Raw genomic sequence first — 22,324 nt, 5'->3', positions numbered from 1 at the left:
GATGTGCTTTTTTTTTAAGCAATCACTTTAGCTTTAAATTGTTTAGGAATATATAAAATAAGAAAAATTTATGAACTAAGATAAAAAACCAACAATGATTAATTACATGATTTAACATTAATTTTACATATAAAAAACTTTTACCACTTGGTAAAAATACATGTAAAGTCAGGTAATTAATTTGAACAAAATATTTTTAAAAGTAATTAAATCTTCTAAAAAACAAGAGTATGATGTGCACAATTTATCTTTTGAGTGCTCATTTTATGTCCAATTGGTTTCCCAAATGGCGCCCATACGAAGGCAATATTGATGCACGTCCTGTCGGTACCAATGAGTATCTTCCGCCTGTGCAAAGTGTTGTATTGGGGATACAGCATGCCTTTGCAATGTTTGGTGCAACGGTTCTTGCACCATTCTTGATGGGTTTTGATGCCAATCTTGCAATTTTAATGTCGGGCATCTGTACCATCTTGTTCTTCTTTATGACTGGTGGTCGTGTACCAAGTTATCTGGGCTCAAGCTTTGCCTTTATTGGTGTGGTCATTGCCGCAACAGGTTATGCAGCGTCAGGTACTGGCGCGCCAAATGCCAATATCGCGATGGCTGCTGGCGGGATTATGGCCTGCGGTATTTTATATGCCATTTTTGGTTTTATCGTGATGGCAACGGGTACCCGTTGGATTGAAAAACTCATGCCACCTGTCGTTACAGGTGCAGTGGTGATGATCATTGGTCTCAACCTTGCCCCAGTGACCATTAAAGGGGTTGCCGGTAATAACTTTAATATGTGGATGGCTTTAGTAACCGTACTATGTATGGGTTCAATTGCTGTGTTCACCAAAGGTTTATTACAACGTCTATTACTCTTAGTTGGCCTTCTACTCGCTTACTTGGTGTATTACATCATTTCCAATGTCATGGGTCATGGCACACCAATCAATTTCGTTCCCGTACAAGAAGCGGCTTGGTTTGGTGTTCCGCACTTCCATTCACCCGTGTTTGACTTCAATGCCATGCTCATCATTGCACCGATTGCGTTGATTTTGGTTGCAGAAAACCTTGGTCACATCAAAGCTGTAGGTGCGATGACAGGTGAAAATCTCGATCCGCACATTGGTAAAGCCTTCGTTGCAGATGGTGTTGCAACCACACTTTCAGGCGGTGTCGGCGGTCCGGGTATGACAACCTATGGCGAAAATATTGGTGTGATGGCGGTAACACGTGTTTACTCGACCATCGTATTTGTATTTGCGGGTGTATTCGCCATCTTCCTTGGTCTTTCTCCAAAGTTTGGTGCGATTATTCATACTATTCCGCAAGCCATTTTGACAGGTGCATCGATTGTTGTATTTGGTCTAATTACCATTGCAGGTGCGAAAATCTGGATTGAAAACAAAGTCGATTTCTCAAAAAATAAAAACCTGATGGTGGCAGCAGTCACGATTATTTTAGGTACAGGTGACTTTGCACTTCAATTTGGTAACTTCAACTTAGGTGGTATTGGTACTGCTACATTTGCAGCGTTGATTTTGAACTGGTTCTTTAGCTTGGGCGACAAATCAGAATAAGCCCCAAGACATTTAAAAAAGAATACAACATTCATTTGAAAAGCGGCCGAAAGGTCGCTTTTTTTTATAGCTACTCTTTCGGTAAGATAAGGCATTAGCCAAGGAATACACCGTATGCGACTGGATTTGTTCGACCTTCAATTGGTACTGCACATTGTTGACAGCGGTAGTCTGACCAAAGGCGCTGCTCGTTCTGCCATCTCGCTACAAGCAGCCAGTGAACGAATTAAAAAACTCGAACAGCATTACCGCACGACCCTGTTCACTCGCCATGCCAAAGGGGTCAAACTAACCCTTGCCGGTCAAACCTTGGTTGAACATGCGCAGCGCATCTTGCATGAGGGGCAACAATTAGAACACGCAATGCTGTCCTTTGCCCATGGGCTGAGTTCCAATATGACCTTATGGTGTAATTCATCTGCACAAAGTGAATATTTGCCGGTTTTGCTGCCACGCTATTTGCTGGAAAATCCCAATACACAAATTGAGCTGCATGAAGCCGAGTCTAAAGACATCATTGCAGCGATTGAACAAGGCAATGCACAACTAGGTCTAATTTCGGGTTTCTTTAAATCCGAAAAGTTACAAACACTTGAGTTTGCAGATGATCCGTTGGTGCTGATTTGTCCTATAACTCATGAATTGGCCTCGATATCTAGCGTCAAACCCGCAGAGATTTTAAATTATCCCTTTGTCGGTTTGATGCAATATCATTCCTTGCAACAATCGATTGAGGCACAAGCCAAATTATTCGGCTGTGAAATTCAGTATCGGCTGCGTTTGCCGAATTTTGCCGCGATCGCGCAAGTGATAGCGAATGGTGTGGGCGTTGCCATCATGCCAAAACGTGCGGCCCAACGATTAATCAGTTTGTATGCCTTTGCCCAAGTTGAGCTCAGCGGTGACTGGGCCAATCGAAAATTGCTGCTCACCGCACGTAATTTTGATGATTTACCCTTAAATTATCAGCATTTCAGTCAGTTTCTACTGTCACAAAAATCTACTTTAGATGGCTAAGTCTAGGCTTCAAATCACGCCAAACTGGTGCAGCATCATATAGCCACCGAGGGCAATCAACCCGATAAAAAACACCTTACGGAATTTTTGTTCTGGAATGCGGTAACGGATTTTTTTCCCTGCCCACATGCCAATGAGCGCAGGAACCAGTGCCATGGCTGACATGGCATAATCAATCGGGAGATCTTCCACAGGATTTTGCTGTAAGAACACCGCCAAACAAATAGTTGACGTGGTAAAGGCCAAACCGAGTGACTGTACGAGGTCATCGCGTTTCAGTTGCAAACCTTGCAAATATGGCACCACAGGGATCACTACCACACCTGTGGCTACAGTCAGCGCTCCACCGAGATAACCGATCATTGGAGATAGCCATTTTTCATGTGGTGCAAAGTTCGGCAAGCTTTTGGCACAAAGCCCATACAGTCCGTATAGTGCCAACATGCCCCCCAGTAAAGCTTCACTTTTAAACTCGCCATGCCCTAAAGTTGGGAAAATACTCCAAATTGAACCGACGATAATCCCAAGTAACAAGGGCCAAAAGCGTTGAATGAGGCGCAGCACCTGCCCTTCGGCAAATAATTGCCAAAAGTTGGTGACCATAGATGGAATGATCAATAACGTCGCTGCCTGAAATGGACTGATCACCATGGTGAGTAAGCCCATCGATACCGCAGGCAGGCCTAACCCAATTGTGCCTTTAATTAGACCTGCGATTGCAAAAACTGTGATGACGAACCAAATCATGGCGAAACTCGCAAAAGAATTGGCTCTATGCTATGCAATTCAGACACTTTGAAAAATCAGTGTTTTTGGTATAGAGCCTCAATAAAATGTTGAGGCTAGGTTATAGCGTCTAAAGCAGATAGCGTAGATGGGCTAAACAAACTCTTCTGATTTTGAATAAGTTATAAGCGTATTGGTTGAATAGTAATATAAAAACCGTTCCAATATGCTGTTTACTGGAACGGTTTTCAATAAGATATTGATACTTATAGTAAAATTTCAAGAATTTCGTATAACGTGTACTATGTTAATTTTAGAAAAATTTAAAAATGAATTGATTTCTACATATTTAAAAACCAATTCATGCACTATGATTAGAGGAGTTATAAAATAAGATAATTATTTTATTTTTCCATCTAAATGAGAAACTACTTTTTTGACTGTAAGCTTCTGAATTGCAGAAATATAGTTCTGCATAAATACATAGTCAGGGCTACCATCTTTAACAGGTAAACTAATTTCAGTACGTTTAAGCTCAATTTTTGTAGCTTTTGCATTATAATGAAATTTTTTGTGAATAACTTTGACAATACAAGCAATTAAAAAATTAGCTATGGGTTTATTTAGGTTTTCTGACTGTAAAACACTGGTAGCTCCATGACCATCTTTTAAATAAAAAGGAGTCTCTAAATAGACTGTATTTTGATTATTCGAATGTATCAAAATAGTTGGTCTACCTTCTTTATTATTCAGTACCTCATTCTTTAATTGACGATATTCAATAACTCCATTATTTGTAGTTGCTTGACCATAAAATGGATATTTTTTACTGCTCGATACACTTAACTTATCTAAGTCTAATGGATTTAGTTCCGAAATACCTTGTTGCCAATCTAATATCTCTTCTATTTCAAATAATCCCCAACTCACACTTTGTATGTTTTCTAATGCCTCTTTTTCAAGATCATTTAGATACATATAGTTAGGATTATTTTCACATAGATAATTTTTCACCCTTTCAACATGATCACACTCAATTTTTTTAACGAATTCGTTAATAAAATTAAATGATATTTCACCATTTTCAGAAGGTAATTTTATAACCGTATTATTCATAGCATTACGATTATATTTATTTCCATAATTATAAAATTTTGATGTAGAAATATTAGACGTCGTGATTATAGCGCTAGCTATTTCTCTGTTGAAATTCTTAATTTTTGGAGAAAAATATTGTATATGCGAATATCCAATAAAATCCTTCTCTTGATAGAACATAGTTTCAGCACCTAATGTTGTATCGGAACAAGTTATTGCATTTCCTTTATTTAATGCATCTAACTTAGAAAAACCCATAACACCATTATTGATAGATGAATTTGAAACTAAAGGAATCTTACCATCTGGATCTAAGATGTCCTCATTAGATTTTCTATAATATTTGGTTGGGTAAATATCAAATAAATCACCTAGTTTATATTCCCCCCACTCAATACTCTCAAGTTGCGTAGCAAGTGGGGAATTTACTTTCCCAATAAATCCTCATCACTTAAATCAGATTTAAGGATAGTTGAAATTTCCCAAGCGAGATAATCTGCTACAGTCTTTTGAAAGTCTTTTAAAGTTGGCTTGCTATCTATAGGGGCATTTTGATTCCAGTCCTTACCACTTTGAGGATCAATCGTACCTTCATAATATTCTTGAGAAGTAAAAATTTTAAGTTTACTACGGCCGAAACGAACCAAATTAACTAACTCTTCATAACGCTCTTTGGCTTGATCTGTATCTCTCAAATTCGTAACAGCCTTTTTACGGCTTGTTCTTGTATATCCATCATTGCTAAAGTCTATAAACTTTACGACTTCATCAGGATGATGAGATTCATTCACTTTAAAAACATAAATATAAGTTTGCACACTCGATTTACCAATAAATATGTCTACTGGCATTTTTATACTTGCTATTAATGTATGCTTTTTTAGTATTCTTTTATTTATATCAGCAGCTTTCCCTGATCCAGCAGAATTTTGAATAATGATTGCTGCATAGCCTTTATTCATCATATTTAAGGCTTTTTCCACAAAATTCATCCCATTCCCTTCAGCTGAGTATGGTGGATTTAAGATAAATGCCGTTGCAGGGAAATCTTCTCCTGTTCGACCAAAACCATATTTTCCATCAAAGTCTTTTAAAGAGTCTGTATTTAAGATATTAGAACTGCCATCCCCCATTAAAATCATATTTAAGATAGCAAGCATATAAACACTAGATAATAACTCTAGGCCTAAAAGTTGTTCAGCTTTAATTTGGACTTCTTTTTTTCTTAATTCATCAGGTGATTCAATATTTGCTTTTGCATCAGCTAACATCTCATTCATTGCAGCAACTAAAAGGCCAGCAGATCCTGTAGCGAAGTCCCAAACATAAGAATTTCTATCTACTCGTGCTAATTTTGTTAATAAAGTTGCTACATAAGATGGTGTTAAAACAACATCATTCAATTTATCTTGTGAGAAACCAAGCCAACCGTACATTTCATTAAAGAGTTTACCTGTGAAGTCTGTAGATAAACCTATCTTGTAATAAATGCCTAAGTCATCAACGATCTTTTTAAAAACTCTTTTAAGTTGAGTCTCGCCATTTTCTACACGGTTAATATTTTCTGTTGTGAGCGTATTTTCTAATGTTCGGATAATTAGATTCTTTTTATCGTCAGGCAAACCTTTTTCGCTTAAGAAAGCTTTAATCTTCCTAAGAACAATATCTCCATCTTTATTATCTTTCTCTGTACTAGATTTTAAATCAGTTACATCCAATGGCTTAACTTTATCAGGCACGCCTATCGTTGCAATAATAGAAGCTGCCACTAAATAGACACGATCATTCTCACCTAAACCTTTCTCATTCTGATAAATATCATTGTTAAGCTTAGATAAGCTAACATCAATTTCTTTTTCACGCTGTTCTTTAAGTTTGTCCAACTCTTCTTGAGTTAGTTCTAATTCTTTAACACGTTTTATAAAGTCATCAAAATTTTCTTTTTTAAGAAAAGATAGATCAGTGTAATCTCCTACTTTTTGTCCAATACCTAAATTTGATTTAGAAACAAAATAAACCCCAATTTCATATTGGATTTGTCCACGGACATCTTTATAGCCAGTTACACCAATAGAAATAATATCGCTATAATTTGTGTGATGTAGTAATGCATTAGCATAATGAACGGCACCATTTACCGCATATCCATTAATATTAGCAAAATGAGGCTCATTTTTTACAGTTCTGTTCTCAACTTGCCCATCAGAATTGAGTTTAACTAATTTATTTTTATATCCTTTATATTCAATAAGAATAGGATAGTCATTTGTTTCGCTATCTCTTAGTAATAATTTAGCATCTGGACGGTTTGCCCCTGTTCCACCATTTTTAGTGTAATAATCATTAAGAGCTTTATCTATTTCATCATTTAAAGATTCTTGTTCAAGTTTATAGTCTAATTTATAACTTCTTAACCAACCATTAACCATATCAGCAATATTAGGTTCAATACTTTGTACTTTCTTTGTTGAAGAAGTTGGTTTGACAGCTTGCATGTACACAATTCTCATGAAATGACTTGATTTTAACGGCATGAATCTTAACATCAGCCAAATAAAAGCCATACCTAAAGCAAATTATATTTCTTTAGAAGCGCAATTGAAATGCCCTGATTTAACATAAAATCTCTTATACGAAATTCAATTCAAATCCGCCCTAACTATGGTCGAATCTCTTTCAACTCACGTTGAATAAAATGCTGAATCATATCGCGGTATAAACGTTCCACAATATCTGCATTTACACCGTGCTCTGTGGCTTGTAGACGAATTTTACTAATCACCGCTTCGACACGTTCTGGTGATTGAACATCCTGTACTGAACGCTTAAAACGCACCGCTTGATCGACATAAAACTGACGTGCTGCAATGAGCTCAATAATCCCCTGATCAATCACATCAATCTGTGCGCGGGCTTGCTCTAATGACTCAACTTTTTCTTTCTTCATCTTCTCTGGCTTCACTTTCAGCGGTGTTTTCACTTTTATACTTCTCTTCTAACACATTACTGAAAATACTTTCAATCATCCATACGCGGTATAAGCTATTAAATACATAGCTTTGACCTGCAATACGTAATTCCAAGACGGGAAAATCCGGCTGTGACTTCATCTCACAGTGCATATCATTTTCTTTTAATTTTTCAGCAATATCGTCAGTAGTCAGTTCAGAAATCTCTAACTCATACTGTAAAGCCTGAAAATGTGCTTTAAAGGATAAATCACGCCCTTTGGTCCATACGGCCTCCAAAATGCGATACATCACCTCAATACGCTGCTCTTCGGGCGCACTGTAGTAAAGCTGTGACATAGCTAATGTCGCAGCTTCTGTAGGCCGGCAAAATGGCGTGAACTTAACTTCGGTCCGTTTAGACAGACGTGTTGCCAAACTCCAGTCAAACAGATCACGACCGTGATACGACAATGGATACACATTCAGCTGAATATTATAATAGTCCGCCAATTCCTCACGAATATAAGCCAACAGTAACCATGAAATCGGATCTTCCATCGCGATGTAGAGATCAAGCTCAGGATCGAGTCCCTGAATTTCATTCAACTCTTCTGCATCACTGATCAGGTGCTCACGCCATTCAATATGATTGATCATAAAGATCGGGTTATCTGTCAGGAGTTTTTGTTGTTTTAAACGGCGCGTTAAACGCAGTAAATCATCTACAGCATGGTACTTACGTTCACCAAACTCAAAATACCCCGTCAAAATTGCTAAGTCAGAAAAAATCCGTTCTGGAAAATCTTGCGCTTTATGATGACGGCTGGCCATCGCGTACAGTGTTCTCAGCTTGCCATACTGTTTTTGCCAGAGCATGTGGAATACATCTTCAAGTAAATAGAGAAAGTCTTGGCCGCGTAATGGGGTATTTTTTAGAATAATTTCGGCTTGTTCTAAGGCTTCATCGGTAGGCTGTTCAGGTGTTTCATGAAAACTAAAACGATGCTGCCGCGCTAAAATTTGGGCATCATTCAGACAATATTGTTGCCATTCTATCGATGACATTTGATTGGGAGGTTCTGCACTCTGACGACAAATAATCACTTTCAGTGGTTTAATTTCATCACTGAGAATTTCTTCTAATTGAGGCAGTTGCTGCGCAGCCAAATAGCTATAGACATCATCCAGTCGAAGATAAACACTCAGACCTTGTTCCGTGGGTAACACCGCTTGTCGGGTCGGTTTCTGATAAAACCAACTCGATCGGATTGGATCGAACCAACGGCGTAACAGTGACATGCGTTTTTTGCCTCAAAATGATGAATTGTGCCGAACCTGCCAGCACATGCTTAAAATTCAACTTCTATTATGAAGCTGTTTTAAATGAGATATAAGCCTTGTGCAAAACTTATATCAAGTCAGGGCTGAATGTTCAATGTTTAACAATGGATTAGACGTCTAGATTTAGGTCAGTCACCGCACCTTTTTCCGCACCAGAGGTCAACTTGGCAAATTTAGCCAAAGCGCCATGGGTATAATTCGGTTTCGGTTTGACCCAGGCCGCACGACGTGCAGCAATTTCATCCTCAGCCACATGCCAAGTCATTTCACGGGTTTCAGCGTTAATTGATATTTTATCGCCGTTTTTAACCAAGCCAATTGGGCCTCCTTCATAGGCTTCTGGTGTCACATGCCCAATCACAAAACCATGGCTGCCGCCCGAGAAACGCCCATCAGTCAACAGTGCAACAGATTGGCCTAGACCTTTACCAATAATCGCTGAAGTCGGTTTTAACATTTCCGGCATACCCGGCCCGCCTTTCGGCCCAACACCGCGGATCACCACCACTTCACCTTCTTGTACTTCGCCATCTAAAATACCGCGCATGGCGCCCTGCTCTCCCTCAAATACCCGCGCAGGCCCTTCAAAATATAGCCCTTCTTTACCGGTAATTTTAGCCACAGCACCTGTCGGTGATAAATTGCCTTTGAGCACTACTAAGTGCGAATCCTTTTTGATCGGTGCATCAAACGGCAGAATAATTTGCTGACCTTCAGGATAATCCTCTACCTTGGCTAAGTTTTCCGCCAAAGTTTTGCCAGTGACCGTCAGGCAAGAACCATCGAGCATACCTGCATCCAGCATGCGCTTCATCAGCGGCTGAATACCGCCAATGGCAATCAGTTCCGACATTAAATATTTACCCGATGGGCGCACATCGGCCACCACAGGAATATCTTTGCCAATACGTACAAAATCATCCAAAGAGAGTTCCACACCTGCGGTATGCGCCATGGCAATCAAATGCAGCACACCATTGGTTGACCCACCTAAGGCAATTAGCACTTTAATCGAGTTTTCAAAAGCAGCTTTGGTCATAATGTCGCGCGGCTTAATATCGAGACGCAGCAGGTTCATTACGGCTTCACCTGCACGCTGGCAGTCGGCAATTTTATCCGCGGAGACCGCTTCCTGTGCTGAAGATCCCGGCAGACTCATGCCCAGTGCTTCAATCGCTGAGGCCATTGAATTGGCCGTATACATGCCGCCGCACGAACCTGGCCCCGGCAGCGCGACTTCTTCAATCTGCTTCACCTGAATTTCATTGATTTCGCCTTTGGCGTGCTGACCAACTGCTTCAAATACCGAGATCATGTCGGTATGCCCTACTCCAGGTTTAATGGTGCCGCCATAAATAAATAGGCCCGGACGGTTTAAGCGCGCCAAACCCATAATGCAGCCCGGCATGTTCTTGTCGCAGCCGCCTATGGCAATTACGCCATCATAGGCCTGACAGCCCACCACAGCTTCAATGGAATCGGCAATGATTTCCCGCGATAGCAATGAATACTTCATGCCTTCTGTACCGTTGGAAATGCCGTCAGAAATGGTGATGGTATTGAAAATAATGCCTTTCCCGCCTGCAGCATTCACCCCACTTTCAGCTTCACGCGCCAAGCCATCAATATGCATATTACACGGCGTGACATTGGCCCAAGTCGAAGCAATACCAATAAATGGGCGTTTAAAGTCTGCATCTTGGAAGCCCGTGGCACGCATCATGGAACGTGCAGGCGCATTCTCTATGCCTTCATAAACAGGAGCAGAATGTTCGCGGATATTATTTTTACTCATTGTTGTTCCTTGGCGATGGCTGATTTTGGCTTCAGCTTTGGCGGGTTCTTTTAAATTTATTGTATAGAAAGCGCTCGGCATGTAAAAGAAATTACATCTCAACAAAAAAGATTTTTAGCGCATGCAATACCATTCAATCACATGACAAAACGACATGGATGTCGCTGTTTTCCTGTATGGCAGGGATGCCATATCAGGAGAACAAAAGATTTTTGTTACTTTTGATCTTTCAAAAGTAAGGGATTGCCTACACAAAGCCATATAAATTATAGCTACTATTCGAGGCTGTCTTTTTAGAATTTTAATGACATCCACTAATTATTAAATTTTATTTATTTGCTTCAAGAAACATTATTTTTAATCAGATTAAGAAATCTATAACTTAGAATTATTGTCCCATTATTTCATTTAAAAGCTGATTACAGCGGAGTCTTACCTCTATAAAAGCTAATTTTCGGAGCTCGTATGTTACTTTTGTTTCGGCAAAAGTAACCAAAACCATTTGTCATCCGCAAAACTCGGCAACTGTTTGCAACTAAAAAAATGATCGCAGAAACATTCACTTTTAAATTACCGTTTACCTCAGACAGTTGCGGATGACATTTCCTCGTATCCAATGCAAGTTATGTAGATGTAAATTAAAAAAGCACCCCATGTGGAGTGCTTTTTAATTAAACATCTAAAGTTTAGATTTCACGTACTGCGCCTTTCGCCGCACTCGTGGTATGCATTGCATACGCTTTCAATGCTTTCGAAATTTTGCGTGGACGCTCTTCAACTGGATGCCAACCTTTGGCTTCTTGCGCTGCACGGCGAGCGGCCATGGTTGCTTCATCAACAGCAAGGTTGATGGTACGGTTTGGAATATCAATTTCGATTAAATCGCCATCTTCCACTAAACCAATTGCACCACCTTCTGCTGCTTCAGGTGAAACGTGACCAATAGACAGGCCTGACGAACCGCCCGAGAAACGACCGTCAGTCAATAATGCACATTCTTTGCCTAGACCTTTCGATTTTAAGTAGCTGGTTGGGTACAACATTTCTTGCATACCCGGACCACCACGTGGGCCTTCATAGCGAATCACAACCACATCACCGGCTTTGATTTCATTGCCCAAGATCGCCTCTACTGCTGAATCTTGGCTTTCAAACACACGTGCAGTACCGTTGAATTTCAAGATTGAATCATCTACACCCGCAGTTTTTACGATACAACCATCGAGCGCAATGTTGCCGTAAAGCACAGCTAAGCCACCGTCTTTCGAGAACGCATGTTCAGCATTACGGATCACGCCATTTTCACGGTCACCATCTAGTCGTTGGTAATATCGATCTTGTGAGAATGCAGTTTGCGTTGGTACACCGCCCGGCGCTGAACGGAAGAATTGGTAAACGTCTTCATTTTCAGTACGGATAATGTCCCATTTATCTAAAGCATCTTTTAAGCTTGCTTCGTGAACAGTACCTACAGATGTGTCCAATAAGCCTGCACGGTCTAATTCACCGAGAATGGACATGATACCGCCAGCACGGTGTACATCTTCCATATGTACGTCGTTTTTCGCAGGTGCAACTTTACATAGAACAGGCACTTTGCGAGATAAACGGTCAATGTCATCCATCGTGAAATCAACACCCGCTTCATTGGCAGCCGCCAACAAGTGTAGAACGGTATTGGTTGAACCACCCATCGCGATGTCTAAAGTCATGGCATTTTCATACGAGGCTTTGGTCACCATTTCACGTGGCAATACGCTGTAATCATCTTGTTCATAATGACGTTTAGCCAATTCAACAATTAAAGAGCCTGCGCGTTCGAATAATTTTTTACGGTTTGCATGTGTTGCCAGTGTAGAACCGTTACCCGGTAAAGACAGGCCCAATGCTTCTGTTAAGCAGTTCATTGAGTTTGCGGTGAACATACCTGAGCATGAACCACAAGTTGGGCATGCAGAGCGTTCGTATTCTGCTACTTCTTCATCAGTATAGTTGTCATCTGCAGCCACAATCATGGCATCAATCAAGTCGATCGCTTTGTCATTGCCGCGGATTTTGACTTTACCCGCTTCCATTGGGCCGCCAGAAACAAATACCACTGGAATGTTCAAGCGCATTGCCGCCATCAACATCCCTGGGGTGATTTTGTCACAGTTTGAAATACAGACCATTGCGTCAGCACAGTGCGCGCTCACCATGTATTCTACTGAGTCTGCAATCAAGTCACGTGAAGGCAATGAATACAGCATGCCGTCATGGCCCATCGCAATACCGTCATCGACTGCGATGGTGTTAAATTCTTTAGCAACACCGCCTGCTTGCTCAATTTGACGCGCCACAAGTTGACCAAGGTCTTTAAGATGAACGTGACCCGGTACAAATTGGGTAAATGAGTTCACGACAGCAATAATTGGTTTACCGAAGTCTTCATCTTTCATACCAGTTGCACGCCATAAGCCGCGCGCACCCGCCATATTTCTTCCGTGTGTCGATGTTTTTGAACGATAGTCAGGCATTTTATATTTCCAACAAAGTTTGAGCTTGAAATGAACCCTGCAGATTCACTCTGGCTAAATCATACTGACAATGATGTAAAATCAGTCGAATTTTAAACCTATCATACACCAAGCCATTGTTTTTAAAGATGGCTTTTTAAGCTGAGATTTGGGCAGATGGGTCTATAAATAAAACCGAGTGATTTGACGACAAAAATCTTTTAACTGAAATCTACTATACCGCCATCAAAGGCTGCACAATACAAAACTTTCATGAATAATTTTTAAATTTTATATAAATATAATTTATTTAAAAATTGCAAATTTGCGATTTTGGGTTATGAAATCATTGAGCTTGGACAGCTTCAAAGTTGCAAAAATCAATTTCTAATGTTCTAAATTACGCATTAATCATTTGCTATAATCCACATATTCAACACAGATTCGGTTCATTCATTTTGAAAATCATCTTTGCCGGTACGCCAGAATTTGCCGCAACAGCACTAGCTGCTTTGCTCAACACACAACATGAAATTGTTGCGGTATACACTCAACCTGACCGCAAAGCTGGACGTGGACAAAAACTCACAGCTTCTGCCGTAAAGCAATTGGCTTTAGAGCACCATATTCCTGTTTACCAACCCCTTCATTTCAAATCATCGACTGAAGAAGGTTTAGCCGCACAAGCGGAATTAAAGGCCTTAAATGCCGATGTTATGGTGGTTGCAGCCTATGGTTTGATCTTGCCGCAAGTGGTGCTAGATACCCCGAAATATGGCTGTCTGAATATTCATGGTTCATTGCTGCCACGTTGGCGTGGTGCAGCACCGATTCAACGTGCCATCGCAACAGGTGATATTGAAACAGGTGTCACCATTATGAAAATGGCAGCCGGACTAGATACTGGCGACATGATGTATAAAACCATCTGCCCGATTGAAGCAACGGATACCTCTGCAACTTTGCATGACAAACTTGCAGAGCAAGGTGCAACTGCAATTACTGCCGTTTTAGACACTGAACAAACATTGCAGCAATATTTAGACAGCCGTGAAGTTCAAGACGAAGCATTAACAGTTTATGCACATAAGCTATCAAAAGCTGAAGCAAAAATTGATTGGTCCATCGATGCTGTACAAATTGATCGTAACATTCGCGCCTTTAATCCGTGGCCGGTAGCATTTATTCAGTTGGATGAACAAAACAACTTACGTGTTTGGCATTCTGAACTTTCTGCTGTGTCTGCACCGAACGCTCAAGCAGGTGAAATCATTGCCATCGACAAAAAAGGCATACACGTTGCCTGTGCCAATGGCAGCGTGATTATTTTGACCTCTTTACAATGGCCAGGTGCTAAACCACTCAACCCTGTACAAATTTTACAAACCCAAAAATTGACTATTGGACAAATTTTATAATGAAGCAATCTCCCAACGCCTCGACCCGAGACCTTAATTTACGTGCTCAGGTAGTGAAGACGTTATTGGCTGTCCAAAATGGTCAATCGCTGCAATCGGTACTCGCGCAGCAAATGAATATCGTGTCAGATAAAGACCGTGCGTTATTCCATGAATTGGTGCTTGGTTGTTTACGTCAATGGTACGCATTGAAACAACTGACTTTACCATTACTGTCTAAACCTGTAGATAACCAAGTGGTTGAAACCTGTTTATACCTTGGTTTGTATCAATTGTTGTGTACCCGTGTCGCGGCTCACGCTGCAATTTCTGAAACGGTGGAAGCTGCAAAACAATTGGGTATGGGCAGTCTAAGTGGCTTAATCAACGCGATTTTGCGCCGCGCAACACGTGAAACAGAACAGTTCTACGATGTACTTGAACAAGCGACCAATTTACCAAGTTGGTTAACCAAACGTCTGAAAAAAGACTGGGGTGAACAATTTGATGAACTCAGTTATGAGCTTAAACAAATTGCGCCACTGACTTTGCGTGTCAATACACGTCAGGTCAGCCGTGACGAATACCTCGATATTTTGGAAGATGAAGGTATCGATGCGCATCGCTGTGAACTGTCTGATGTCGGCATTGTGATGGACGAAAGCCTACACATTCCAAGCCTGCCGGGCTTTGAAGCAGGTGGTTTTTCGGTACAAGATGAACATGCTCAGCTTTGCGCAACACTATTGCCAAATCTTGACGGTAAATTTGTGATTGATGCTTGTGCTGCGCCGGGTGGTAAAACAGCACACATTTTAGAGACCTTCCAACCAAAGAAACTCATCGCACTCGACCAAGATGAGAAACGTCTGAAACGTGTGGTTGAAAACCTTGATCGTTTGGATCTCGATGGTAAACATGTCGAAATCCAAACTGCCGATGCCGTCACCTATACTGCTCCTGAACTTGCTGATTGCATCGTGCTCGATGCGCCATGTACCGCTGTGGGTGTAATGCGTCGTCATCCTGACATTCGTTTACTACGTCAATCGGGCGACATTGCGAAAACGGTAGTGTTACAAAAGCAAATTTTGGAAAACATGTGGAAGCAGCTTAAAGTCGGCGGCACCTTGCTTTACATCACTTGCTCGATTTTAAAAGCTGAAAATGAACAGCAAATAGTTGAGTTTTTTGCTAATCATGCAGATGCTCAAGAAGTCAAAATTGAGGCAGACTGGGGTATGGAACAGATCCATGGCCGTCAACTTTTCCCAAAAGTCGGTTATGGTGATGGTTTCTATTATTGCCGTATAGTAAAAACGGCCTAAATCAATAAACACCTTTTTAGATGTAAACAATCATAAAAAATGCCCGATGATTTCATCGGGCATTTTTTTCGTCATTCTAAATTTAATCTTCAGCTTCGTCAGGATTTTTCACCAAATGAATCGTCGCTAAAAGTAAACCACCCCATAGCAAAACAATTGATAAAATCATCATGATCATTGCAGATGTATTCATATTAATTCTCCTCTGGACCTTTGTCTTTACACAAGCTTAATAGAACAGAACCCAATACAAAGAAGGCCAATACCGAACCACCCACCAACCAAAGTGTCGTTGCAGGATAACCGCCATAACCTTCAGTTGCGACAGCCTTAATCGTCAATACAAGTGCAACCAATAATGAAATTGGGGTGATCACGGTCAATAAGAAATTCCAACCTTGACCCAACTTGATACTTGAGTATTGATTTGCATGCTCTTGTAATTGTTTCATCAATGGACGATGGAACCACGACACCAAAATAATAGAGAGTAAACCACCACCCACGATCCCAATGTTATTGGCAAAGTAGTCAATGATATCAACAAAAGTAATGGCACTTTGTGTAGAGAATAAAAGTGTAGATACGATTGCTGAACCGCCCGCAACAATCGTTACAGCTTTATTTTTTGACCAACCCAATTTGTCTTGAAACGCTGCAATTGGCACTTGCAAGATACTCACCATAGAGGTAATCCCTGCAACCACCAACGAAGCAAAGAACAAGAAGCCAAACAAATCACCGCCTGCCCCCATACTCGAAATGATTTTCGGGAAGGCAATAAAGGCTAAACCAATACCACCAGATACTACTTCTTTTACAGGTACACCTGAACTTTGTGCCATGAAACCAAGTGCTGCAAAGACGCCAATACCCGCTAAGATTTCAAATGATGAGTTGGCTAATGCAACGACTACACCTGAACCGGTTAAGTTGGTTTTTGCTTTTAAGTAAGACGCATAGGTCAACATGATCCCGAAACCAATCGATAACGAGAAGAAGATATGACCAAAGGCTGCTAACCATACTTTATAGTCGGTCATCGCTTCCCAGTTTGGCGTAAAGAATGCATTTAAGCCTTCTGCCGCACCCGGTAGACGCAATGCTTGAATGACTAAAATGCTAAATAACACGATCAATAACGGCATAAAAATTTTATTGGCAAGTTCTACACCACGACGTACACCGCCATAGAGAATGAACATCACCACAGCCCAAACAATGACTAAACCAACAAATAAAGTCGGAACAAAACCAAATGTTAAGCCATCACCATTTTGTAGATAGGTTTTAAAGAAAAAGCTTTCCGTATCTGAGCCCCATTGTTGTCCAATGGCGTAATACATGTAACTACCGGCCCATGACAATACGCTGGCATAGTAGATCCCGATGATGAGTGTCACCATCACTTGCCACCAGCCTAATGCCTCACTGTTCATAAGTTTTTTATATGCAGTTGGCGGTGCTTTTCGGAATTTATGCCCCACTGCATAATCTAAGAACAATAAAGGCAAACCCGCTGCAAAAATTGCAATTAAATAGGGAATTAAAAATGCACCGCCACCATTTTCATACGCCACGTAAGGGAAACGCCAAATGTTTCCCAAACCTACAGCGGAACCAATAGCGGCAATGATAAATCCTGATCGTGCCGACCAGATTTCACGATTATCTGACATAGAACACCTAAACCTCAGGCATCTTTAACTGCTGCTTGTTATGGTTATATCGCGAGCAAAAAAAGAACCATAAAAATAAAATTCTGGGTGTTTGATCTGGTGAGATACCTTGTGAGCGTCTATACCAAATTGCAAACAGAAAAATCACATGCGCATTTTGGTTAAAAACACCACAAATAACTTTCCCTTTGTATGAATTAACAATACTCACTTTTTTTAAGTTTTTCTGTAATTTCTACGGCAAATATTCCATTTTTATAATGTGTTTAGGCTTAAATGTTCATTTAATCAGCTTATTTTTCATACAATTTAAGTTATTAATAATATAACTTTTAGGAATATTTTATTTCCAATTAAATTTTTAAAGTTATTTCACTCGATAATGTCCGGTAATTTGATAGGCATGCAAAAGATCTTCTTCCTGTGTGCCCTCTCCTATATTATGGATGATCAGCGGAACCCCGCTACCTTTCATTTTACGATCTGAAACCACGCCGATATGCACTAAACCACGTCCTAAGTCCCAAGTGACAATATCTCCTGCCAAATACTGCTTATCTTTGACAACAAAGCCCTGACGTTGCATCCAAGTTTGAATATTGGGAACACGCCGATGATCAATATTTTTATCAGTACTTTTTAAGCCCCATTTTTGTGGATACTGCTTAAAATTGGCTTTCATATCTTCATGAATGGCTTTTTGTAAATCAATCCCTTGCTGTCGTAATGCACGAATTACCACGTCGGTACAAACACCCTTGATTAAAGGGACATCTCCCATTGGATAACGCAGTGCAGTATACGCAGGATCATAATATAAGGTTTTCCCAATTTGACTGCGTGCATCCGTCACCATTTGAGTGGCGTTAAAGGCAAAGACAGCCATATTCACGGTCATCAAACTGACCAATAATAAAATTCGTTTCATTTTTCTTATTCACTTTAGATTTTTTGAAATGATTCAAAAACTGGGCTTCGAACAGATCCATACTGAACCAAGCCCAAGTTTAAACTGCTACAGTTTTATCGCCAATACGCGTTCTTCTTGCATATCTCGAATGGCAGACTGAATCCCTTCACGACCTAAGCCAGAATCTTTTACGCCACCATATGGCATGTTATCAACACGGAAAGATGGAATGTCATTAATAATCACTCCACCGACCTCTAAGTGATTCCACGCATACAACATTTTATTCAAATTTTGCGTATAGATGCCCGCCTGTAAACCAAAACGGCTGCTATTAATTTTGGCGATACCTTTTTCAAAGTTTTTGTATTTCTCTAAAATCGCTACAGGGCCAAAGATTTCATCTTTATACACTTCTAGCGATTTATCGACATTTTCTAATAAAATTGGATCGAGCAAAGCCCCCTGATGTTCACCACGAACCAAAGCTTTAGCTCCTTTTTTGACTGCTTTATCGACCCATTTATGCACGCGTGTTGCTTCTGCTTCCTTAATCATTGGACCGACCATGGTGCTTTCCAACTGTGGATCATCCGCTTTAAGCTGCTTCATTCTCGCCACGAGTTTTTTCTTCACATCGGCATAGATATCGGCATGCACCAAGATGCGTTGAACACTAATACACACCTGCCCTGCATGGTTATACGCCCCACCGACTAAGCGTTCAATAAATGCCGCTGAAATTTCAGTATCAGGCTCAACCAATACAGCAGCGTTGCCACCGAGTTCCAAAGTCACTTTTTTACGCCCCGCACGCGCTTTCATATCCCAGCCGACAACATCGGAACCGGTAAAGCTGAGCAGTTTAAATCGGTCATCTGTTACCAAGACATCTGCATGTTCACGTGGACAAGGTAAAACTGAAAAAGCACCTTTAGGTAAATCCGTTTCTGCCAAAACTTCCGCAATTTTTAAAGCTGAAATAGGCGTCAAACTTGCAGGCTTCAAAACAAATGGACAGCCTGCGGCAATGGCAGGTGCAATTTTATGCGCAGTCAGATTGATCGGAAAATTAAACGGGCTGATCAAGGATACAGGGCCTATCGGCACATGTTTGACCATGCCTTGATAGCCAGATGCCGCTGCAGTAACCGCCAATGGGATCATGCGACCATCATCCATCTGTGTGACAGCATCGGCAGCAATTTGAAAGGTATTAATTAAACGTTCAACTTCAGCAGCTGCGGCTTTACACGGTTTTCCACCTTCCGCAATTAAAATTTCAGTCAATTCTGCACGCATTTCATTAAAACGTTTAACACAGTGCAGTAAGATTTTTTGTTTTTGAAAAGGTTCCAATGCCGCCATTGCAGCGCTAGATTTAACCGCTGAATCAATGGCTTTTTCAATGGTTGCAGCATCTGCGAGTGCAACGCGTGCATATACGTCTTGGGTATATTTTTGATCCACTTCTAACCACTGATCGGTAGTCAATGCTTTACCTGCAACATAGAGCGGATAGTCTTTTATATCTTGTACGGCTTTGGACATGACGATATTTCCATGATCTTGAGACATTATTGATAAATGTGAATAAATCTATGCCCTCTATCATGCGCTGACTGAGCACAGAGTTCACTATATTTAAGTAACAAAATGAACCACAAGCCTCAAACTTGATTACTTATACGCCCTGAACTTCATCCCCTATTTTCAGATCTCTGCTTGCACTGAAAACCGTATGATCGAGTCTCTATATAACGATGAAATTAAATTAGAAAAGCTATTTAAAATATTAAATCTCATTATTTATCAATTTTTTAATAAATCATTCAACCTAAATTCAATGATAAGAATTATGAGTACAACATAAAAAAAGCCCATCAAATGACGGGCTTTTTAAATCTATGTTTTAGCTATACGAACGCTGTGTTTTCACTGAAGTCTTATTCACATTTTCTAAAGCGGCAACCTCTTCATCCGTTTGCGCTTTGCGAATAAAGAACACTGCAATCGCTGCGATGACTACTGGAATTCCCACAGCCATAAAATTAATTTGATGTGGCAATTCTTGTGATAATAAATAGCCTATCAGAATAGGGCCAACAATCGCACCTGTACGACCGACTGCAGATGCCCATCCAATACCTGTCGAACGTACAGACAACGGATAGTACTGTGCAACATAGCTATACAGCAAGATTTGCGAACCAATTGCCGATGCACCTGCGACAGCAACCAAAAGATAGATCACAGGCTGTGGTGAATTAAAGCCGAGTAAAGATAGTGCCACAGCACCTGCAAGACATAATGTAATGATCACCGGTTTTAAGTGGAATTTGTCCGCTAAAATACCGCCGCCAATCGTACCAATTACGGCACCAATATTCATCGCCAATAGGAAGGTCAAACTGCTACCTAATGAATAACCTGCGGCCATCATTAGTTTTGGTAACCAACTGCCTAATGCATAAAGCGTTAATAGACACATAAAGAAACACAGCCAAAACAACATCGTACTTACGCCACGACCTTGCTTATACAACGCTTTAACAGATGTTCCACCCGGAACCGCAACTTCAGTCAGTTCCAGTTGAGTATTTGCAGTCACGGTTTGTTCAGGTGCAATGGTTTGAATCATACGACGTGCTTCATCATGACGATTCACCTTCACCAAAAATGTGAGCGATTCAGGTAAAAATTTCCAAGCAAATGGCAACAGTAACAGTGGAATACCCGCAATGAAGAACATGATTTGCCAGCCATAATCCGCAGTAAACCATGAACCAAAGAGAGCCGCCATGATGCCACCCATTGCATAACCACTGAACATAGTGGTCACTAAAGTACTGCGTAGATGCTTAGGTGCATATTCAGATGTCAATGCCACAAGGTTCGGTAATACCCCACCAATGCCAAGTCCAGCAATAAAACGTAACGCGCCAAATTCCGTTGGATTTGATGCAAAACCGCCTAAAAATGTGAATGTACTGAATAAAAATACACAAATCATGATAACTTTTTTACGGCCAATCCTATCAGCCAAAGTACCAAACATCATGGCACCAAACATCATCCCTGCAAGTGCTGTACTCGCTAGCATACCTGCCTGAACAGCTGTTAATCCCCAATCTTTCATCAATAAAGGCAGCGCAACACCATTGATCGCTAAGTCGTAACCATCAAATAAAATAAGAATTAGACACCACATCATGATGCTAAAATGCGATTTTGTGAACTTAGCGTTATCGACAACGCTATTCACATTCATTGTGCTTGTAGACATTGAACCTCACCTCCAATTGTGAGTTTTATTTTTCGCTACAATGCCGTTTTTGACTGTAAATTGTCCAAAATTACAAAGGTATAGACCCATACCTTTCAGATATATCCATGTTGTTTGGGAATAAAATGTCATAAAAACTTAGATATTTTTGAAATATTTATACATAAAAAAATCGATGGACTGCGGGTCTAGTTTTAATAATGATTAATTATCAATGTGTTATTAGAAGCTAAACCACAATCAGACGATAGATTATTTGATATGAAAATTGTCAGAATAAAACTCAAATTTTATAGAAAAAAATCGCAGTTCTACGATCTAAGTCGTAGATTTCTAAATCATAAGTCATCAGCCATCACTTAAGTCGATAATTAGGCATTTAAACTGTTGTTTTAGCTGACTTACATTCAGGTTTTCCGACATTTTTAAGCTGAGAATTCCTTCAATTGATGATTTTTAAATGCGTTTATTGTCTAATAATCATCCATGTTTAAATAATTCAAGCCACAATCTATCAATATTTTTATCATCTCCCTGTTTTATGCTTCTGCTTATCTTCTTTTCCCCTTTTCTCCACACATAAAAAAACACCCCCTGCACTAGTCAGGGGGTGTTTCGAATAATGAGCTGGCGATGACTTACTCTCACATGGGTAACCCCACACTACCATCAGCGCTAAGAGGTTTCACTTCTGAGTTCGGGAAGGGATCAGGTGGTTCACTCTTGCTAT

16 protein-coding genes and 1 rRNA gene are annotated in these 22,324 nt (G+C 40.4%); 4 read left to right on the top strand and 13 right to left on the bottom strand.

Annotation, left to right across the window (positions count from 1 at the left end; translation table 11 throughout):
• The first annotated feature begins 266 nt into the window (after positions 1–266).
• On the top strand, positions 267–1,571 hold the full coding sequence (locus FTT94_RS05585) for a solute carrier family 23 protein (protein ID WP_078191643.1): 1,305 nt from the start codon (positions 267–269) through the stop codon (positions 1,569–1,571).
• A gap of 114 nt (positions 1,572–1,685) precedes the next feature.
• Entirely contained in the window at positions 1,686–2,588 is a 903-nt protein-coding gene (locus FTT94_RS05580) for a LysR family transcriptional regulator (RefSeq protein ID WP_180066875.1), read from the top strand.
• Positions 2,589–2,597: 9 nt separating this feature from the next.
• Here FTT94_RS05580 and FTT94_RS05575 read toward each other — a convergent pair whose 3' ends face one another.
• The 7 genes from FTT94_RS05575 to ilvD (FTT94_RS05540) form a co-directional block, all read right to left on the bottom strand.
• Positions 2,598–3,335 (bottom strand): sulfite exporter TauE/SafE family protein, encoded by a 738-nt coding sequence (locus FTT94_RS05575; protein WP_168379429.1) that lies wholly within the window; start codon positions 3,333–3,335, stop codon positions 2,598–2,600.
• Between the two features lie 378 nt (positions 3,336–3,713).
• Positions 3,714–4,808, bottom strand: a complete 1,095-nt coding sequence (locus FTT94_RS16905) for a restriction endonuclease subunit S (protein ID WP_373686017.1) — start codon at positions 4,806–4,808, stop codon at positions 3,714–3,716.
• Between the two features lie 29 nt (positions 4,809–4,837).
• A complete protein-coding gene (locus FTT94_RS05560) occupies positions 4,838–6,907 on the bottom strand; it encodes a class I SAM-dependent DNA methyltransferase (RefSeq protein ID WP_180170369.1) in 2,070 nt (689 codons plus the stop codon).
• 164 nt (positions 6,908–7,071) lie between these two features.
• Positions 7,072–7,359, bottom strand: coding sequence for a chorismate mutase (locus FTT94_RS05555; protein ID WP_078191648.1), 288 nt, complete (start codon positions 7,357–7,359; stop codon positions 7,072–7,074).
• Positions 7,340–8,662: a hypothetical protein gene (locus FTT94_RS05550; protein ID WP_180170368.1), complete on the bottom strand. Its 1,323-nt coding sequence runs from the start codon at positions 8,660–8,662 to the stop codon at positions 7,340–7,342. Before FTT94_RS05550 ends, FTT94_RS05555 begins: the two co-directional genes overlap by 20 nt.
• Before the next feature lie 151 nt (positions 8,663–8,813).
• A complete protein-coding gene (gene ilvD / locus FTT94_RS05545; RefSeq protein ID WP_180170367.1) occupies positions 8,814–10,499 on the bottom strand; it encodes a dihydroxy-acid dehydratase in 1,686 nt (561 codons plus the stop codon).
• Between the two features lie 686 nt (positions 10,500–11,185).
• Positions 11,186–13,015, bottom strand: a complete 1,830-nt coding sequence (gene ilvD, locus FTT94_RS05540) for a dihydroxy-acid dehydratase (protein ID WP_111885144.1) — start codon at positions 13,013–13,015, stop codon at positions 11,186–11,188.
• A gap of 437 nt (positions 13,016–13,452) precedes the next feature.
• On the opposite strand from ilvD (FTT94_RS05540), the gene fmt reads away from it, so the two are divergent.
• Complete coding sequence (gene fmt, locus FTT94_RS05535) at positions 13,453–14,412, top strand: methionyl-tRNA formyltransferase (RefSeq protein WP_180135686.1); 960 nt, start codon at positions 13,453–13,455, stop codon at positions 14,410–14,412.
• Entirely contained in the window at positions 14,412–15,719 is a 1,308-nt protein-coding gene (rsmB, locus tag FTT94_RS05530) for a 16S rRNA (cytosine(967)-C(5))-methyltransferase RsmB (protein ID WP_180170366.1), read from the top strand. The genes fmt and rsmB overlap by 1 nt, the downstream gene beginning before the upstream one ends.
• A gap of 82 nt (positions 15,720–15,801) precedes the next feature.
• Here rsmB and FTT94_RS05525 read toward each other — a convergent pair whose 3' ends face one another.
• The 6 genes from FTT94_RS05525 to rrf all read right to left on the bottom strand — a co-directional run.
• Positions 15,802–15,912, bottom strand: coding sequence for a methionine/alanine import family NSS transporter small subunit (locus FTT94_RS05525; RefSeq protein ID WP_180005359.1), 111 nt, complete (start codon positions 15,910–15,912; stop codon positions 15,802–15,804).
• 1 nt (position 15,913) lies between these two features.
• The gene (locus tag FTT94_RS05520) at positions 15,914–17,398 is read right to left on the bottom strand and encodes a sodium-dependent transporter (RefSeq protein WP_180005360.1); all 1,485 of its coding nucleotides are present in this window, start codon (positions 17,396–17,398) and stop codon (positions 15,914–15,916) included.
• 367 nt (positions 17,399–17,765) lie between these two features.
• On the bottom strand, positions 17,766–18,296 hold the full coding sequence (locus FTT94_RS05515; RefSeq protein ID WP_373683080.1) for a DUF1287 domain-containing protein: 531 nt from the start codon (positions 18,294–18,296) through the stop codon (positions 17,766–17,768).
• 117 nt (positions 18,297–18,413) lie between these two features.
• Complete coding sequence (locus FTT94_RS05510; RefSeq protein WP_180170365.1) at positions 18,414–19,859, bottom strand: aldehyde dehydrogenase family protein; 1,446 nt, start codon at positions 19,857–19,859, stop codon at positions 18,414–18,416.
• Between the two features lie 361 nt (positions 19,860–20,220).
• On the bottom strand, positions 20,221–21,594 hold the full coding sequence (locus FTT94_RS05505; protein WP_168379762.1) for an MFS transporter: 1,374 nt from the start codon (positions 21,592–21,594) through the stop codon (positions 20,221–20,223).
• Positions 21,595–22,219: 625 nt separating this feature from the next.
• A 5S ribosomal RNA gene (rrf, locus tag FTT94_RS05500) occupies positions 22,220–22,324 on the bottom strand; the annotation flags it as partial.

This window comes from Acinetobacter sp. YH12027 (genome assembly GCF_013420085.1).
GTDB classification, from domain to species: domain Bacteria; phylum Pseudomonadota; class Gammaproteobacteria; order Pseudomonadales; family Moraxellaceae; genus Acinetobacter; species Acinetobacter amyesii.
This window is presented reverse-complemented; position numbering and strand designations above follow the sequence as displayed.

Excerpts from the sequence above, each read along its gene's own strand:
- FTT94_RS05585 (WP_078191643.1), top strand. The coding sequence starts at position 267 with ATGTCCAATTGGTTTCCCAAATGGCGCCCATACGAAGGCAATATTGAT.
- FTT94_RS05580 (WP_180066875.1), top strand. The coding sequence starts at position 1,686 with ATGCGACTGGATTTGTTCGACCTTCAATTGGTACTGCACATTGTTGAC.
- FTT94_RS05575 (WP_168379429.1), bottom strand. The coding sequence starts at position 3,335 with ATGATTTGGTTCGTCATCACAGTTTTTGCAATCGCAGGTCTAATTAAA.
- FTT94_RS05560 (WP_180170369.1), bottom strand. The coding sequence starts at position 6,907 with ATGCAAGCTGTCAAACCAACTTCTTCAACAAAGAAAGTACAAAGTATT.
- FTT94_RS05555 (WP_078191648.1), bottom strand. The coding sequence starts at position 7,359 with ATGAAGAAAGAAAAAGTTGAGTCATTAGAGCAAGCCCGCGCACAGATT.
- FTT94_RS05550 (WP_180170368.1), bottom strand. The coding sequence starts at position 8,662 with ATGTCACTGTTACGCCGTTGGTTCGATCCAATCCGATCGAGTTGGTTT.
- ilvD (WP_180170367.1), bottom strand. The coding sequence starts at position 10,499 with ATGAGTAAAAATAATATCCGCGAACATTCTGCTCCTGTTTATGAAGGC.
- ilvD (WP_111885144.1), bottom strand. The coding sequence starts at position 13,015 with ATGCCTGACTATCGTTCAAAAACATCGACACACGGAAGAAATATGGCG.
- rsmB (WP_180170366.1), top strand. The coding sequence starts at position 14,412 with ATGAAGCAATCTCCCAACGCCTCGACCCGAGACCTTAATTTACGTGCT.
- FTT94_RS05525 (WP_180005359.1), bottom strand. The coding sequence starts at position 15,912 with ATGAATACATCTGCAATGATCATGATGATTTTATCAATTGTTTTGCTA.
- FTT94_RS05520 (WP_180005360.1), bottom strand. The coding sequence starts at position 17,398 with ATGTCAGATAATCGTGAAATCTGGTCGGCACGATCAGGATTTATCATT.
- FTT94_RS05515 (WP_373683080.1), bottom strand. The coding sequence starts at position 18,296 with ATGACCGTGAATATGGCTGTCTTTGCCTTTAACGCCACTCAAATGGTG.
- FTT94_RS05510 (WP_180170365.1), bottom strand. The coding sequence starts at position 19,859 with ATGTCCAAAGCCGTACAAGATATAAAAGACTATCCGCTCTATGTTGCA.
- FTT94_RS05505 (WP_168379762.1), bottom strand. The coding sequence starts at position 21,594 with ATGTCTACAAGCACAATGAATGTGAATAGCGTTGTCGATAACGCTAAG.